At 53.0% G+C, this 13378-nt stretch carries 15 protein-coding genes; 2 read left to right on the top strand and 13 right to left on the bottom strand.

The window, feature by feature from the left end:
• Positions 1-23: 23 nt before the first annotated feature.
• The 5 genes from B5E82_RS06700 to B5E82_RS06720 all read right to left on the bottom strand — a co-directional run bounded on the left by B5E82_RS06700 (position 24) and on the right by B5E82_RS06720 (position 4133).
• On the bottom strand, positions 24-785 hold the full coding sequence (locus B5E82_RS06700) for an ATP-binding protein (protein WP_087165915.1): 762 nt from the start codon (positions 783-785) through the stop codon (positions 24-26).
• A gap of 38 nt (positions 786-823) precedes the next feature.
• On the bottom strand, positions 824-2716 hold the full coding sequence (gene cooS, locus B5E82_RS06705; RefSeq protein WP_087165916.1) for an anaerobic carbon-monoxide dehydrogenase catalytic subunit: 1893 nt from the start codon (positions 2714-2716) through the stop codon (positions 824-826).
• A gap of 33 nt (positions 2717-2749) precedes the next feature.
• Complete coding sequence (locus B5E82_RS06710; RefSeq protein ID WP_087306797.1) at positions 2750-3523, bottom strand: ATP-binding protein; 774 nt, start codon at positions 3521-3523, stop codon at positions 2750-2752.
• Positions 3524-3610: 87 nt separating this feature from the next.
• Positions 3611-3805 carry a CooT family nickel-binding protein gene (locus B5E82_RS06715; protein WP_087306798.1) on the bottom strand — a complete coding sequence of 65 codons (195 nt, stop codon included), beginning with the start codon at positions 3803-3805 and terminating at the stop codon, positions 3611-3613.
• Positions 3806-3818: 13 nt separating this feature from the next.
• Positions 3819-4133 carry a hypothetical protein gene (locus B5E82_RS06720; protein ID WP_087306799.1) on the bottom strand — a complete coding sequence of 105 codons (315 nt, stop codon included), beginning with the start codon at positions 4131-4133 and terminating at the stop codon, positions 3819-3821.
• A 328-nt stretch (positions 4134-4461) separates the two neighbouring features.
• On the opposite strand from B5E82_RS06720, the gene aroE reads away from it, so the two are divergent.
• The gene (gene aroE / locus B5E82_RS06725; protein ID WP_087306800.1) at positions 4462-5337 is read left to right on the top strand and encodes a shikimate dehydrogenase; all 876 of its coding nucleotides are present in this window, start codon (positions 4462-4464) and stop codon (positions 5335-5337) included.
• A gap of 67 nt (positions 5338-5404) precedes the next feature.
• Here aroE and B5E82_RS06730 read toward each other — a convergent pair whose 3' ends face one another.
• The 6 genes from B5E82_RS06730 to B5E82_RS06755 all read right to left on the bottom strand — a co-directional run bounded on the left by B5E82_RS06730 (position 5405) and on the right by B5E82_RS06755 (position 11480).
• Complete coding sequence (locus B5E82_RS06730) at positions 5405-6238, bottom strand: MurR/RpiR family transcriptional regulator (RefSeq protein ID WP_087306801.1); 834 nt, start codon at positions 6236-6238, stop codon at positions 5405-5407.
• Between the two features lie 53 nt (positions 6239-6291).
• Entirely contained in the window at positions 6292-7086 is a 795-nt protein-coding gene (locus tag B5E82_RS06735) for a PHP-associated domain-containing protein (protein WP_087306802.1), read from the bottom strand.
• A gap of 19 nt (positions 7087-7105) precedes the next feature.
• The gene (locus B5E82_RS06740; RefSeq protein WP_087306948.1) at positions 7106-7942 is read right to left on the bottom strand and encodes an energy-coupling factor transporter transmembrane component T family protein; all 837 of its coding nucleotides are present in this window, start codon (positions 7940-7942) and stop codon (positions 7106-7108) included.
• 13 nt (positions 7943-7955) lie between these two features.
• The gene (locus tag B5E82_RS06745) at positions 7956-9665 is read right to left on the bottom strand and encodes an ABC transporter ATP-binding protein (RefSeq protein WP_087306803.1); all 1710 of its coding nucleotides are present in this window, start codon (positions 9663-9665) and stop codon (positions 7956-7958) included.
• Positions 9662-10492, bottom strand: coding sequence for a cell division protein FtsQ (locus tag B5E82_RS06750; RefSeq protein WP_087306949.1), 831 nt, complete (start codon positions 10490-10492; stop codon positions 9662-9664). The genes B5E82_RS06745 and B5E82_RS06750 overlap by 4 nt, the downstream gene beginning before the upstream one ends.
• A 316-nt stretch (positions 10493-10808) precedes the next feature.
• Positions 10809-11480, bottom strand: a complete 672-nt coding sequence (locus B5E82_RS06755) for a Crp/Fnr family transcriptional regulator (RefSeq protein ID WP_087306804.1) — start codon at positions 11478-11480, stop codon at positions 10809-10811.
• 169 nt (positions 11481-11649) lie between these two features.
• Here B5E82_RS06755 and B5E82_RS06760 point away from each other — a divergent pair, with 169 nt between their 5' ends.
• Positions 11650-12246: a TIGR04076 family protein gene (locus B5E82_RS06760; protein ID WP_087306805.1), complete on the top strand. Its 597-nt coding sequence runs from the start codon at positions 11650-11652 to the stop codon at positions 12244-12246.
• A 132-nt stretch (positions 12247-12378) separates the two neighbouring features.
• Here B5E82_RS06760 and B5E82_RS06765 read toward each other — a convergent pair whose 3' ends face one another.
• A complete protein-coding gene (locus B5E82_RS06765; RefSeq protein ID WP_087306806.1) occupies positions 12379-13035 on the bottom strand; it encodes a GyrI-like domain-containing protein in 657 nt (218 codons plus the stop codon).
• Positions 13025-13378 (bottom strand): TfoX/Sxy family protein, encoded by a 354-nt coding sequence (locus B5E82_RS06770; protein WP_087306807.1) that lies wholly within the window; start codon positions 13376-13378, stop codon positions 13025-13027. The genes B5E82_RS06765 and B5E82_RS06770 overlap by 11 nt, the downstream gene beginning before the upstream one ends.

The raw sequence follows: 13378 nt of genomic DNA on the forward strand, positions 1-13378 counted from the left end.
CCTCCATATATACACTGTATATTTTATTTCTCTAAAAGCTCTTTGATCTTTCGGATCTCATCTGTAGCCGTCTTGCTGACATCATAAGGGGATCTTCCCTGACGGTCCGCGTCGATGACTTCGGAATTATAATGAATGAATCCCAGAAGATCCTCTGCCGGAATCCTGGAACGGACAAATTCCTCGTCCTCGGCTCCGCGTACCTTATTGGCAACTACGCGTACCTTTTTGATTCCCAGATCCTGTGCCAGACGCTTTACATTTTTATAGGTCTGGACGCTTCTGGCTCCCGGCTCGATGACCACCACGAACTGCTCCATGCCTTCACAGGTACCCCGTCCCAGATGCTCCAGGCCGGCCTCCATATCCATGATGACCACATCCTGGCTTCTGAGGCTTAGGTAGCTTAAAATCCTCTTCAGCATCACGTGCTCGGGGCAGACACAGCCGCCCCCGCCCGTCTCCACAGTTCCCAGAGTCAGAAGCTTGACCCCGTTGTAAGTCTTGCTGTAGGTATCCGGTATATCATCCACCTTGGGATTCAGCGTGTACATCATGTTGTCGGGTCCGGCTCCGGTCCGCTCCTCAATGAGCTTTCTCATCTTGGAAATCGGAACGATGGAATCCAGAATTTCTTCCGGAAATCCAAGAGCCAGTCCCAGATTGGCATCCGGGTCCACATCCGCCGCCAGCACCGTCTTGCCTTCCTCCGCGTAGAGTCTTGCAAGGGTGGCCGCAAATGTGGTCTTTCCTACTCCGCCTTTTCCTGTAATCGCTATTTTCATGCCAGATACGCTCCCTTACTTACCATTACTTTTACAGATTAAATTCCAAGCGCCGTACGCTTCTCTTCGATTCTCTCGATCATCAGATCTACAAGCTTCTCAATATCCTTCTCTACGGTGTAAGCGGCCTCTACCCACTCGCGGATACCGCTCTTCAGCAGATTGTCTACTTCAGTAGAACCGGATACATAGGGATCTACGCCCAGGAATGTATCAATACCGGTAGCTACTACGTAGTTTCCGATGGAAACAGCCTTCTCGGACATCCACTCGGGCGCGCAGCCTACCAGCGGAAGCTGGGAAATATTCAGTCCGGAATCCTTTGCCAGGTCGGCTGCCAGATTCATCATACGGCTGATATCCACACAGGAGCCCATATGAAGTACCGGAGGAATATCTGCCAGCTCACATACTCTTTTCAGTCCGTCGCCGCAGAGATCCTTCGCAGCCTTATCCATCAGACCTGCCTTGGCAGCTGCCTGCGCGGAACATCCGGATGCTACAACGATGATATCGTTGGCAATCAGCTTCTTCATCAGATCGATGTGCGCCTGGTCCGGACGAATCTTCGGGTTGTTGCAGCCTACCATAGCTACCGCGCCGCGGATAACGCCGGATGTGATACAGTCAACCAGCGGCTTTGTGGTTCCAAGCTCGTCTACCTGAGAATTGGTTACGCCGTCCAGAACCTTCTTGATAGCCTCCAGAGAGTATCCTACGGTCGCCTTCTGCTTCATATCCGGAATGTGTACCAGCTCCGGCTTTCTGTTCTGGAAGTTCTCAATAGCCATCTTTACAATTGCCTTTGCCTTCTCAGCAGCGCTCTCCACAGTGAAGTGGATGAACTCGGAATCCGGCATCTGCGCAATCTTGGATGTGGTGATGAACTTTGTATGGAAGCACTTGCTTAAAGGTCCAAGTGCCGGGAAGATACACTGTACGTCCACAACAATCGCTTCGCAGGCTCCTGTCAGAACTACGTTCTCCTGCTGCAGGAAGTTGCCGGCCATGGGGATTCCGCGGCGCATCGCAACCTCGTTGGAGGTACAGCAGACACCGGAAACCGTGATTCCCTTTGCGCCGAAGCTCTTTGCGTACGCGATCATCTCCGGATCATCCGCATACTCGCAGATCATCTCAGAAAGACTCGGATCATGTCCGTGTACAACGATATTTACATTCTCTGCTACCATAACGCCCAGGTTTGCCTCAGTCTCAACGGGCTTCGGCGTTCCGAACAGTACGTCTGAGAACTCGGTTCCGCACATAGAGCCGCCCCATCCGTCGCAGAGACCTGCGCGTAAGGACTGGCGAATCAGAGCTTCCGGCTTGGAAGAACATCCCATATGCGCCATATGTAAAGAGCAGGATACCTCGCGGTCAATAGCACGGGGAGCAATCTCTGCATTCTCCCAGAGCTCCTGGGTGTGCTTCGGAGCACGGGCAATCCAGCGGGAATATCCGAAAGGCTTTCCATACTCCATCAGGGCCTCGTAAGCCACCTCATGAGCCAGGTCGTAAATGTCCTTGCCCTCAGTCTCGATGCCCCATTCCTTCGCGATACGTGTCAGCTTCTCAGGATCTTTCACCTTGTAGCTTCCATCTGCGGATGAATGATACAGAGTGTGGCAGATCTCACGGCCGTGATCAGAGTGCGTCGCAGCTCCGCCCGCCGTGAATTTCAGGTAGTTACGTCCTACGATGCCGTGTACGTCGCAGCCGCAGATACCTCTCGGGGCCTTCGGTGTAATACGGCAGGGTCCCATAGAACAGATACGGCAGCAGACACCCTGCTCACCAAATTTACAGTGCGGGGTCTGATTCTTCACACGAAGCTGCCATGAATCTGCTCCCACCTTTGCTCCCGTCTCCAGAAGTCTGGCTGTTGCGGCTTCAAACTCTTCCACCGTCGTCAATTTAAAGTCTCCCATTATAAACCTCCTAGATTTTTTATATATCTTTTATCATGAAAGATCCAGTTTATCAATGATCTGATAAAGGGCCTTCCGCACCGGAGAATCCTCCGGAAGCTGTACGGTCGGTTTCCCTTCACAGTCAAAGTCAAATACCTGCTCATCCTGGGGAACAACTCCAAGCAGTGTAAGACCCTGCTTTTCAATCTCATCTTTTGTTCCCTCATTCAGCACTCCGCCCGGCGCCCGGTTCACAATCAGGCCTACCGTCTTCGGCTTCAGTCCGCATTCCGGAATCAGCTTCGCGATCCGGCCCACAGCCTGCACGCCTCTGCGCGAGCAGTCGCTGACCAGGATAATGGTGTCTACCGACGGAAGGATTCCGCGGCTGATATGCTCCATACCTGCCTCATTGTCCACAACAATATACTTGTAATTCTGAGCATATCTGGAAATCTGAGTGGTCAGAAGACCATTCACAAAACAATAGCAGCCTTTTCCCTGGGTATGCCCCATCACAAGCAGGTCGTAATCATCCTGCTCAGAGAGCGCGTCCCCGAATTTCAGCTCCATATAATCCTGCTTGGACATTCCGGCCGGAATCGGGTTCTTTCCCGACACTTCCGCCTGGGCTACTTCCTCCCGAATCTCCCCAAGGCTTGTAGGCGCTTCCACGCCGAGCACCTCATTCAGGTTGGAATTCGCATCCGCGTCTACTGCAAGAACCGGGCCGTTTTTTTTGCTGCACAGATATTCAATCAAAAGTCCCGTCAGCGTCGTCTTGCCGACGCCGCCTTTCCCGGCTACAGCAATTGTATATGCCATCTCATCTCTCCTACTTTCCTGGAAGGCGCCTCCTGATTTCAGCCAGCTGAATCATTCCGGCTGTCCTTCCTTATTTTGTGCCTCCGCTTAAGCGGCAGGACAGTTCAGCTTTACTACAGAGTTTGCCAGATCCACGAAAGAAATGCTTCCTTCCAGCACCACCTCAGCGCCCATGATGTCTACCAGCCGGACGCTTCCGCCTTCCACATAAATCTTGCTGACATTTTTCAAAACCACTTCTTCTGTGTCCTTCACTGTCTTGTACACTGTCGCCAAACACATAAAAAAAGCCTCCTTACTTTACCAGAGAAAGCGCAAGACTCAGATAAAGATTTCCCTTGTCAAAGTTCTCAATTGCCTTCTCTATCTGTACTGCCACATCTTCCTTTCCGGTCTCCCGGAACTTCTTTGCCACATCCGCCAGCTCTGCCGCATGATGCTTATTATGATCAAGCATATAGGAAAGCAGAGCTTCCTGCTCACTTCCGGGCTTCTTCCCGGCGCAGCCGCTCTCACAGCCGCCGCAGTGCTCATGGGCATGATCGTGATCATGGGTATGCTCATGAGCGTGGCCGTGGGCATGTCCATGTTCTCCATCTACAATATGCATGATTTTTCCTCCTTGTCTATTTTTCAAATATTATGTTAAATTCCTGTCAAATTTATCTCAATTATACCCCATATAGGGGATTTAGGCAAGTCGATTTTAGAGGTTTCCTGAGCCCGGATTGTTTTTATTTTCGTACATGTCCGGCATCTTTCTGCAATCTGCACAAACCTCCATTTTATCCCCGTTCTTACTTATTTTTACATATTCTGCGGGTTTCCTTTTTTCCTGCACTCTGTAGGAATCTGCGGACCGGGAGCATTGACTTTCAGGCAAATATTTTGTACTCTCATCTTATCTGATCGATCTTAATCTTTAAAGGAGAACCGACATGAATCATTCTTTTGAAATCAACGGAAAAACGCAGCTTGTATGCCTGCTGGGAAGCCCTGTGTCCCACAGCATTTCCCCGGCCATGCACAACGAGGCCTTCCGGCTCCTGAATCTGAATTACGCGTACCTTGCCTTTGATGTTAATGAGGAGTCCTTTGAGCGCGCTGTAGAAGGCCTGCTGAGCCTGCGCGCGGCCGGCTGGAACTGCACCATGCCTCTGAAGCGGCTGATGTACGAGCGGGCCGACCAGCTTTCCGACGCCGCTCTTTTAAGCGGTGCTGTAAATACCATTGTCAATCAGGACGGCGTCCTCTGGGGTGATAATACGGACGGCTACGGTTTCATGCGGTCCATGGCGGACGCCGGCTTTGAAGCCCGGGACTCCCACATCACCCTTCTGGGTTCCGGCGGAGCCGCGGCTGCTATTCTAGCCCAGGCAGCCCTGGACGGCGCCCGCGCCATCCACGTCTTTGCCAGAAGCGCAAGCGCGTCCACCCGCCTTATTGAGGAAGAGATCAGGCGCATCCACGGAAAATGCGCCTGCCGTCTGAATCTGTATGATCTGGCAGATTCCGCTCAGCTCAAAAAGAGCCTGGCGGAAAGCCAGGCTCTGATTAACGCAAGCTCTGTGGGAATGGCGCCCCGGACGGACGCCTCTCTCATCACCGATCCCTCCTGGCTGCACCCGGAGCTGATGGTCGGGGACGTCATCTACAATCCCAGGGAGACTCTTCTCTTAAAAACCGCCCGTGAGGCCGGCTGCCGGACCTTTAACGGCATGTACATGCTCCTTCACCAGGGGGCAAAGGCATTTCAGGACTGGACTGGCATAGAGATGCCGGTAGAAGCTATCCGCCAAAAATACTTCCAGTGACGCCCGTACAGTTGTACAGTCGTATTTGCCGCTGCTTCAACAGGAAAAAGCCGGGCTGCCCGGCTCCCTATATTTCCTTTTTCCGGTAAGCCTCTTTCAGCTTCTGGACCCGGACCAGGCTTCTGGCCGAAGCCTCCTTCAGCTGTTCGGAGACAGCCAGCACCAGAGCGTCCGCCACAGCAGCGGCAGCCGTCATGGAATGATACTCTTCCTCTCCGCCCCGGTATACATAAAGACTGATATCTGCCTGCTGCCCGGCAGGCGCATAGAGGCGGCTGGTAAATGCCATGGTCCGAAACCCGGCAGTCTTCGCACAGCTCAGAATCATGCGGCTTTCCTCGGAAAGCTTTCCGAAACCGAAGGTGATGACCAGATCGCCCTTCCCTGCATGAGCAATTCCCTCCAGAACCTCCGAGCCGCCGCTGGGAATCAGTGACACATTAAGCCCCAGACGGCGCAGCCGGAAAAACAGCAGCTGTCCCACAGAGGCAGAAGCATTTTTCGCATGAATATAGATGCGCTCCGCATCCTTTACGGCCTCCGCCGCCCGTTCAAACTCCTTTGTATCCGTATGAGTAAACGTCCGCTCCAGGCATTCCTGCTGGGCCGCAAACCATTCCTGGAGGTGGAAGCCTTCGCTTTTCAGGAGAGTCCCCGCCAGCTTGCGGGCCGCCCCGCGTCCGGAGCTCTCCCTTGCCACCCTTGTCTTCAATTCCTTGAAATCCCCATATCCGATATGACGGACAAACCGGGAAACCGTGGCCTCGGACATTTGAAGTTCTGCGGCAAGCTGTCCGATGCTCATCAAAAGAAATTCATCTGTATGATTTTCGATATATTCCATAATGCGGAGATCCGACTTTGTGTAGCTTACGTTCTCCGCCCGAACGGCCAGTATCATTTTCCTGCTCTGTTCCTTTCTTTATTTCCGCATGCCTGCGCCGGGATATCTGACTACTCCGCGCCCTGCAGCAGCACGCTGACATAGTCGCCGCCCAGGGCATGAATCTCCTTCAGCGCCCGCTTGAGAAGACCGGCTGTCTTCACCTGAAACGCCGCATGACCGGAAACCACTATCTCATAACTTCCTTTTCTTATCTCTTCCTTCATCTCCGCCACCGTACAGAATTCCTTTTCAAAACAGGTACGGATACATCCGTACTGCACGGCCTGATGGGTGTCACTGCCTGCGACGACAGGAAGTCCAAGCCTCTTTCCCAGCCCGTAAGTCTTTCTCTCCGTCTCTTCCCTGTCCATGGCAATATCCTTGCCGTTCAGGTCCAGAAAATCAAAGCGGCGCAGAAGTTCTTCCGGCAGTTCCGGAATATGGCCGCCCTCCCGGAACGGGTGCCCGGCACCCACCAGCACGGAATACCCGGAAAACAGCTCCATAAGCTCCCCAAAAGGCAGAAACCTGTCCTTCTCCTTGTGGGGCTCCAGTCTCCGGTTCAGCTCCAGTATCTCCTCAGGAGTTCCGATAGAAAGGATGTGGCCTCCTTCTGCGATATCCGTCTCCATTCCGGCAAAAATTCGAAGGCCGTCCTCTGTCACCAGCGTGTCCCCCTCCCGCTCACAGCGGGACAGAAGATATCCGTACACCTCGTCAAACTGAAGCGTATTGAAATGCTCCGTCAGACACAGGGCGTCAAGCCCCGCGCCTTTTGCTTCTCCAAAAAGCCAGTCCGTATAGGCAGTGGAAAACGGCAGCTTCTTTGCCAGCTTTCCATGCGTGTGAAAATCAAGATACACTGCTCTTCCTCCCCATCTCTTACAAAAGTGTATTTACAAGCACAGCCAGGGCAATCCAGAACACGGAAACGGCAAGGAACAGCAGATCGTCATTCGTCACCCGCAGGGAAGCCAGCTTCATCCGCTTTACTTCCTTATTGACCGCCGCATATCGGTATCCTTTCAGCTCCAGAGCCTCCACTGTTGTCCGGGAACGCTTTGCCGTATTCAGCATCAGCGGATAGAAGGAATGGATGATCACCTTTACCTGATAAATCAGGTTCCGGATTTTTCCCATAAACGTAGACGCGTCCGGCGCGCAGCCCCGCAGCCGGTAGGACAGCAGCACGTTCTGAAATTCCTCCATCAGCATGGGAAGCATCCGGTAGGCATAGGAAATCGAAAAGGACAGCCTCTCCGGACAGCCGTACCACATCAGCCCGTTGGAAAGCCGGTCCGGGTCCAGTCCGGAAAAGACCGTGATGGAAGCCAGCGACACCGTCGCCACTTTCAGGGTCAGAACCAGCAGCGGAAGAATCGTCTGAGCATTTCCGCCAAAGAACAGGGACACCAGGAAAAGATATCCCGTCTGGGCGAAGACTCCGATTCCAAATAAGAATAGCACAAGCCCGGCCACTCTCGCAAGTATGGTTGTGACCGCCACCAGCAGAAAGCTGGCCGCCAGAAATACCAGATTGTCCGAAAACCAGGGAACAACCGCAAAGAACAGATACCATACCAGAAGAATCCGCGGATCTAGTCTGGCAATCACCGTATCATCGTTCCCATAAGCATTCTTCAGCACCTGGTTTCTCAGAAAATCCATCGAAAATTTATCCAGTATATTTTCCGATAATTTTTGTTTCAGTCCTTCCATCTCTCTCCCCTTCTCAGACAGCCGCCCGGCCGTTCCTCTCTTTCTCTCCAAAGCAGTCCGCGAACTCTTCCACCGTATAGCAGAAGGCATCCGGCGTCAGAAGCTGTCCCATAGTAAAAATTTCCGGAGGGCGGATGCCCGCCTGTCTTCTCACAATCTCATTGCCGAAAATCTGATTTCTGCTTCCGTCCGCAATCACACGGCCGCCGCACAGCACCACGATCCGTTCCGCCCATTCGCACACAAGCTGCATATCATGGGTGGCAATCAGCACCGTTTCCGTAATATGCTTCATATCGTTCAGCGTCCGCATAATCTCCCTTCGGGTCGCGATATCCAGATTGGCTGTAGGTTCGTCCAGCAGCAGAATCTCCGGGTTCAGCGCGATTCCCACCGCCAGGCTTGCCCGGCGCATCTGTCCTCCCGAGAGCAGCCGTCCGTCTCTGTCTTTCAGCTCTGTCAGGCGGAATCGTTCCAGAAGCCGGCGGGTTCTTTCCTCCCAGTCCGGCACCTGCCGCTCTTTCATGGCAAAGGCAATGTCTGCTTCCACCGAGTCCTTGATAAACATATCCTCCGGATTCTGATATACCAGAGACACGGTCCGGGAAAGGGCCTCCGGTTTTGTATCCCGGATTTCCTTCTCCTTCAGCAGAACTCTGCCCCGCTGGGCCTTAAGAAGACCGGTCATCAGTTTCATCAGCGTAGATTTTCCTGCTCCATTGGAGCCTACAATGGCAATCTTCTCCCCCTTCCGGATCTCCAGATTCAGATGCTCGAAGATTTTCCGCGGCTCTCCTTTGACCGCCCGGTAAGAGACCGACACATCCTCAAAGGCCGCCATTCTCTCCCCTTTCATCCGCGTGTGTCCCCAGGAAGGGCCCGGACGAAAGCTCAAGTTCTCAAAGGCTGCCTGCCCTTCTTTCACCGTGGAAGGCAGCCGTTCCGCAGAAGGCAGGCTGCCGCGTCTCTGCAGCTCATAGGCCGCCATGGTAATCTGAGGCGGATAGATATTGCAGGAGCGCAGTTCCTCTACTCTGGCAAGAGCTTCCCCCGCAGGAAGCTTCCATTCCACATGACCATCCTTCAAAAGCAGCACATTCCTGCAGTATTCCGCAATATATTCCGTATGATGCTCAATCACGATGATTGTTTTTCCATGCTTTTCATTCAGCTCGCGGAGCACCTGATAGATCCGATCCGCGTGAGCCGGGTCCAGCTGGGCGATGGGTTCGTCCAGAATCAGGACCTCCGGCCGGAGAGATACCGCTCCTGCCAGCGCCAGCAGATGGGTCTGTCCTCCGGAAAGCTGCCAGACATAATCCTGCTCCCGTCCAGACAGGCCGCACTGCTCCAGAGCCTCTTTCCCCCGTTCCAGATAGTCTTTCATGGCATAATTCATACAGGCATAGGAGGCGTCGTCCAGCACCGTGGGACGGACAATCTGATTTTCAAAGTCCTGATAGACATACCCTGCCTTCTGCGCCAGGCCGCCGATATCCGTTTCCAGCGTATCGACGCCGTCTACACGCACGCTGCCCGTCATCTCTCCCATGATAAAATGGGGAATCAGTCCGTTGATTACCTTGCAGAGCGTGGACTTTCCGCAGCCGTTATTTCCCACAATGGCCAGAAAATCCCCCTTCTCCACTTCCAGATTCACATCTCTGAGCGTCGCCTTTTCCGCGCCGGGATACGTAAAGGTCAGATTTCTGATTTCAATCATGCCTCGACGCTTCCTCTCTTTCGGATAACCAGAAGGGTAATCACAGCCAGCGCCGCCGCTGCCGCCATTCCTGCAGCCAGCGCCGTACCGCTCTCCGCCCAGGAAGCCTCCCAGTCAATCAGAGACAGTCCGCTCTCCGCCATCATCTCGGCGCCGACGGCCACCGCAAAGCCAATCAGTGAGCCTGCGATCACCTTTCCGTTCACACCGCCCAGAGCCGTCTCCTCCGTCCTCGGCCACATGCCAAGCAGAGGCTCAATCTTTCCATAAAGCTTCGGCACCAGGAACAGCGTCGGAAGCAGACAGAACAGAATGCCTGAGAACAGTACGTCGTTCAGAAACGCGAATCCCTCCGTGGCGAACACACTTTCCGGAAGACCGGGAACCGCTTCAAAATCCGTTACCGCAAACTGTACCTTCAGAATATCCACCACAGTTCCCATGAGCAGCTGCAGTATTACACCCGTCATAGCCGCGATTCCGACCATTTTCGCATTCTTGGGATTCTTTACCATTCTTCCGGCAATATACACTCCGATGGTCACTGTAATAAACTTTTCCAGCTCGCCCAGTCCTCCGAACTGTCCCAGCATAATCTCGCTGAAAACAAGCTCACCTGTGGCTGCTCCCAGAGCCGCGGACATGGGATCAAAGAGCATGGCCAGCGTCAGCGGGATAAAAAGAAAATACTCTACCGAAAATTCCACAATACCCACCTGAAATTTCGGGATCAATTCCGTAAATAAGGTCGCCAGTCCATACAGGGACATGGTCAGCACAAACACCATCAGCTTCTGCGACTGCGTCGCCGTCTTTTTTCCTGTCATCTCATTTTCCTCCTCAAAGTCTGCTCCGTACCTGCTTTCTGCATATTTCACTTTGTGACGTCCGAAGCCGTATCTTATTGACAAAAATTATCATAGACTCCTTATGTAAAGTTATCGACAGGGGTTTTGTTAAATGTAAGAAAAATTTCTTTTTGAAGTATTTTAGAAAATTTATTTTCAAAAGAGTGCAGAACGAGACATAAAAAAAGGAATTCAAAACTTGCGCCTTATGTATCATTTGAAGCTGACAGCAGGCAGACAGACGGGATAGAATACCAGCAGGCAGACACCCGGGCAGCCAGAGACAAGGCCCGTGTTACAGGACCTCTGAAGTACATAATTCAGCCAGCGCGGCCAGATCGGTGACCTGGATTCTGCCCCGGCTGGTGGAGACAGTCTTTCTGCTTCGAAGCTCTGAAAGTCCGCGCGTGAACTGCACGCGGCTCAGTCCCAGAAGCTCCGCCAGCTCTCCCTGCGTCGTCTCCACTTCCAGCCCCGCCCCGGCAGGCTGTCCGGCAGTCAGAAGGTAGAGCAGATTGCAGATCTTCACAAGAGAAGTATTGTATTCCTGATGAACCGTCTCAAAAAGAAGCCGGTTCACGTACATGGAATACCAGTTCACCACCTGCCCGCTCAGCTCTTTATTGGACTCGAACATGGCCCGAAACTGCTCTCTGGAAAACTCCAGAGTTTCCAACTCTGACAGAGCGGCCATGCTCAGAGAAAGCTCTATTTTATAGTCCGCCTGATGATAGCCCGGAAACACCGTGCCCGGTCCATGAAAGCTGATAATCTTCCGGTGTCCGCTTTCGTGCTCCGCGCCGTGGACCGCAGTGCCGGAGACAATGTAATAGAGATTTCCATAAGGGCTGCCCGGCTCCCAGAGATATTCTCCTTTGTGAAAGTTTCTTTTCCTGTGGGGCCGGGACAGAAAATACTCATAAAACCGCCGGAAATCCCCGGCAAAAAAGTAACGCGGCGTCAGCATGATATCACCTCATTCTCTGCATCCATATTTTTATTGTACCGTCTGAAAGCCGTTTTTTCAATCCGTGTTTTCACCAGCGCTTTCAGCCGCTGCTGCCGCGTTCTTTTATAAACTCACAACGCCCCGCCGCCCGCGGCGGACATCCAAAAGAAAGAGAGGATTATTCAGTATGCAGCACAAAGTAAAAGTCACCGTCATCGACAAAAAACTGTACCCGGAGCTTCAGGCCCGGTACTGCGCAGACCCGGAAGCGGGAGCCTGTCCCTGCTACAACGTGGGAGACGAATTTCTCTTTGAACGCTACGGGAACGCCGACGATTTCTGGCATATGGGGCTGAACACCCTGCGTCAGACCAGCCTTTCCCCGGAAAGCCGGTCAGGCATCGCAGGCGGCCCTGCCCTTCCGCACTGCTCCGAAGCCTGGGACGCTATAGCAAGATATATCTACACCGGGCTTCAGGGCGGTTCCATCATGCGTAACTGGATGAACGACGAGCGCGTCATGATCACCTGCTGCTCAGACGGAACACGCCCCGTCATATTCAAAATCCAGCGTCTGGACTATAAAGTTCTGTATATCGAGGGAATCGGCTGCGACAAATGCCGGGACAAAATCAAGACCGCTCTGACAGCAGTCGGACACATGACAGACGTGGTTTTCAAAGAGGAATTTACAGAAGTCTTTCTGGAACAAAACGTGCCCGACGATGTTCTCAAAAAAGCTGTGGAAAGCTGCGGAGAATACAGGGTGGCAAAAATAGACTGATGCGGAAGCCGTATCGCGGACGCACCGCAGTCACTGCCGCGCTGCTGTCCTTTTCTCGTCGCAATGCGCCATATCTACGACAGGCGGCGGTTCCGAGTGAACCGCCGCCTGCTGCTTCTGTATCTGAACCGTCTATTCCTGTGGGAATACCAATGTTCCCGTATTCTTCACCGGCACCCGGATCACCGTCTTCAGCTTCTCCGGACTGCATCTTCTCGCATCGCTCAGATAAATCTCGTGATGCCGCCTGGTTTCTGAAAAATCAGGCATCAGTCCATTTTCCTCCATAAACCGGTGTATGACCTCAAGAGTCGCCGGTTCCTCATCATAAGGCCCGATGTGCATACACTGAACGCACAGCCCTTCCTCCCAGGTCAGGAACTCTGCCCGGGAAAAATCCTGCTTCTTTTTCTGCTCTGCTTCCCTGCGCGCCCATTCAAAGTCGGCTTCTGTCACAAAGTCAGGCAGGCGGATCATGGATACCCACTGGAACAAATCCTTGCGGCTGTAGTCAATGCCCGCCGTTCCTTCCTGCCACCAGAGACCTTCCAGCGGAGGCACCACATAATCAAAATAGCCTTCTATCTGATAAGAGCCAAGCTTGCTCATCTTGATCGTAAATGCCAGCCCATACAGAAGCCCCATGGCTTCCTTGTAATCCCCGCCTTCCTCATTGGGATCTCCTTTGCCGCGTACTGCCACAAAATTCATGGAAGGCACCGTGACCAGTCCCGGCTTCTTCTTCGGCAGATAGAACTCCTTATATTCCTTCTTATAGTCAAATGCCATCTTCTTTCCCCCTCTGCTTCCGGCTGCGCTTTCTTTTTTCCTTCGGCTCCGGCAGTTCCTCACAGGTCGCAGCAGCAAGCTGTGTCAGGACCTCTCTGTCATCCACCTCTTCCACCAGAAGATAGTTTCTGGCTCCCTCATAGGGCGGTTCCTCCGGAAGCCCGGGACAGACTTTCCGCCCTGCCTCCGTAATCTTGAAAAACAGCGTATCATCACTGACAACGCCAAAAAATTTTCTTCCGCAGAACAGCCCATATTCTCCGAACATTTTCCGGTACGTGACCGGCCCCACATCCCGAAGCTGTTCCGTCACATACTCTACAAATTCCCTACTGGACGCCAT

The sequence above is a fragment of the Lachnoclostridium sp. An138 genome (genome assembly GCF_002160765.1).
GTDB classification, from domain to species: domain Bacteria; phylum Bacillota; class Clostridia; order Lachnospirales; family Lachnospiraceae; genus Laedolimicola; species Laedolimicola faecalis.

Bases quoted from the DNA above. Each gene is read 5' to 3' on its own strand.
- B5E82_RS06750 (WP_087306949.1), bottom strand. From the start codon at position 10,492: ATGACAGGAAAAAAGACGGCGACGCAGTCGCAGAAGCTGATGGTGTTT.
- B5E82_RS06770 (WP_087306807.1), bottom strand. From the start codon at position 13,378: ATGGCGTCCAGTAGGGAATTTGTAGAGTATGTGACGGAACAGCTTCGG.
- B5E82_RS06755 (WP_087306804.1), bottom strand. From the start codon at position 11,480: ATGCTGACGCCGCGTTACTTTTTTGCCGGGGATTTCCGGCGGTTTTAT.
- B5E82_RS06760 (WP_087306805.1), top strand. From the start codon at position 11,650: ATGCAGCACAAAGTAAAAGTCACCGTCATCGACAAAAAACTGTACCCG.
- B5E82_RS06700 (WP_087165915.1), bottom strand. From the start codon at position 785: ATGAAAATAGCGATTACAGGAAAAGGCGGAGTAGGAAAGACCACATTT.
- B5E82_RS06740 (WP_087306948.1), bottom strand. From the start codon at position 7,942: ATGGAAGGACTGAAACAAAAATTATCGGAAAATATACTGGATAAATTT.
- B5E82_RS06765 (WP_087306806.1), bottom strand. From the start codon at position 13,035: ATGGCATTTGACTATAAGAAGGAATATAAGGAGTTCTATCTGCCGAAG.
- B5E82_RS06715 (WP_087306798.1), bottom strand. From the start codon at position 3,805: ATGTGTTTGGCGACAGTGTACAAGACAGTGAAGGACACAGAAGAAGTG.
- B5E82_RS06730 (WP_087306801.1), bottom strand. From the start codon at position 6,238: ATGATACTGGCCGTTCGGGCGGAGAACGTAAGCTACACAAAGTCGGAT.
- B5E82_RS06745 (WP_087306803.1), bottom strand. From the start codon at position 9,665: ATGATTGAAATCAGAAATCTGACCTTTACGTATCCCGGCGCGGAAAAG.
- cooS (WP_087165916.1), bottom strand. From the start codon at position 2,716: ATGGGAGACTTTAAATTGACGACGGTGGAAGAGTTTGAAGCCGCAACA.
- aroE (WP_087306800.1), top strand. From the start codon at position 4,462: ATGAATCATTCTTTTGAAATCAACGGAAAAACGCAGCTTGTATGCCTG.
- B5E82_RS06720 (WP_087306799.1), bottom strand. From the start codon at position 4,133: ATGCATATTGTAGATGGAGAACATGGACATGCCCACGGCCACGCTCAT.
- B5E82_RS06710 (WP_087306797.1), bottom strand. From the start codon at position 3,523: ATGGCATATACAATTGCTGTAGCCGGGAAAGGCGGCGTCGGCAAGACG.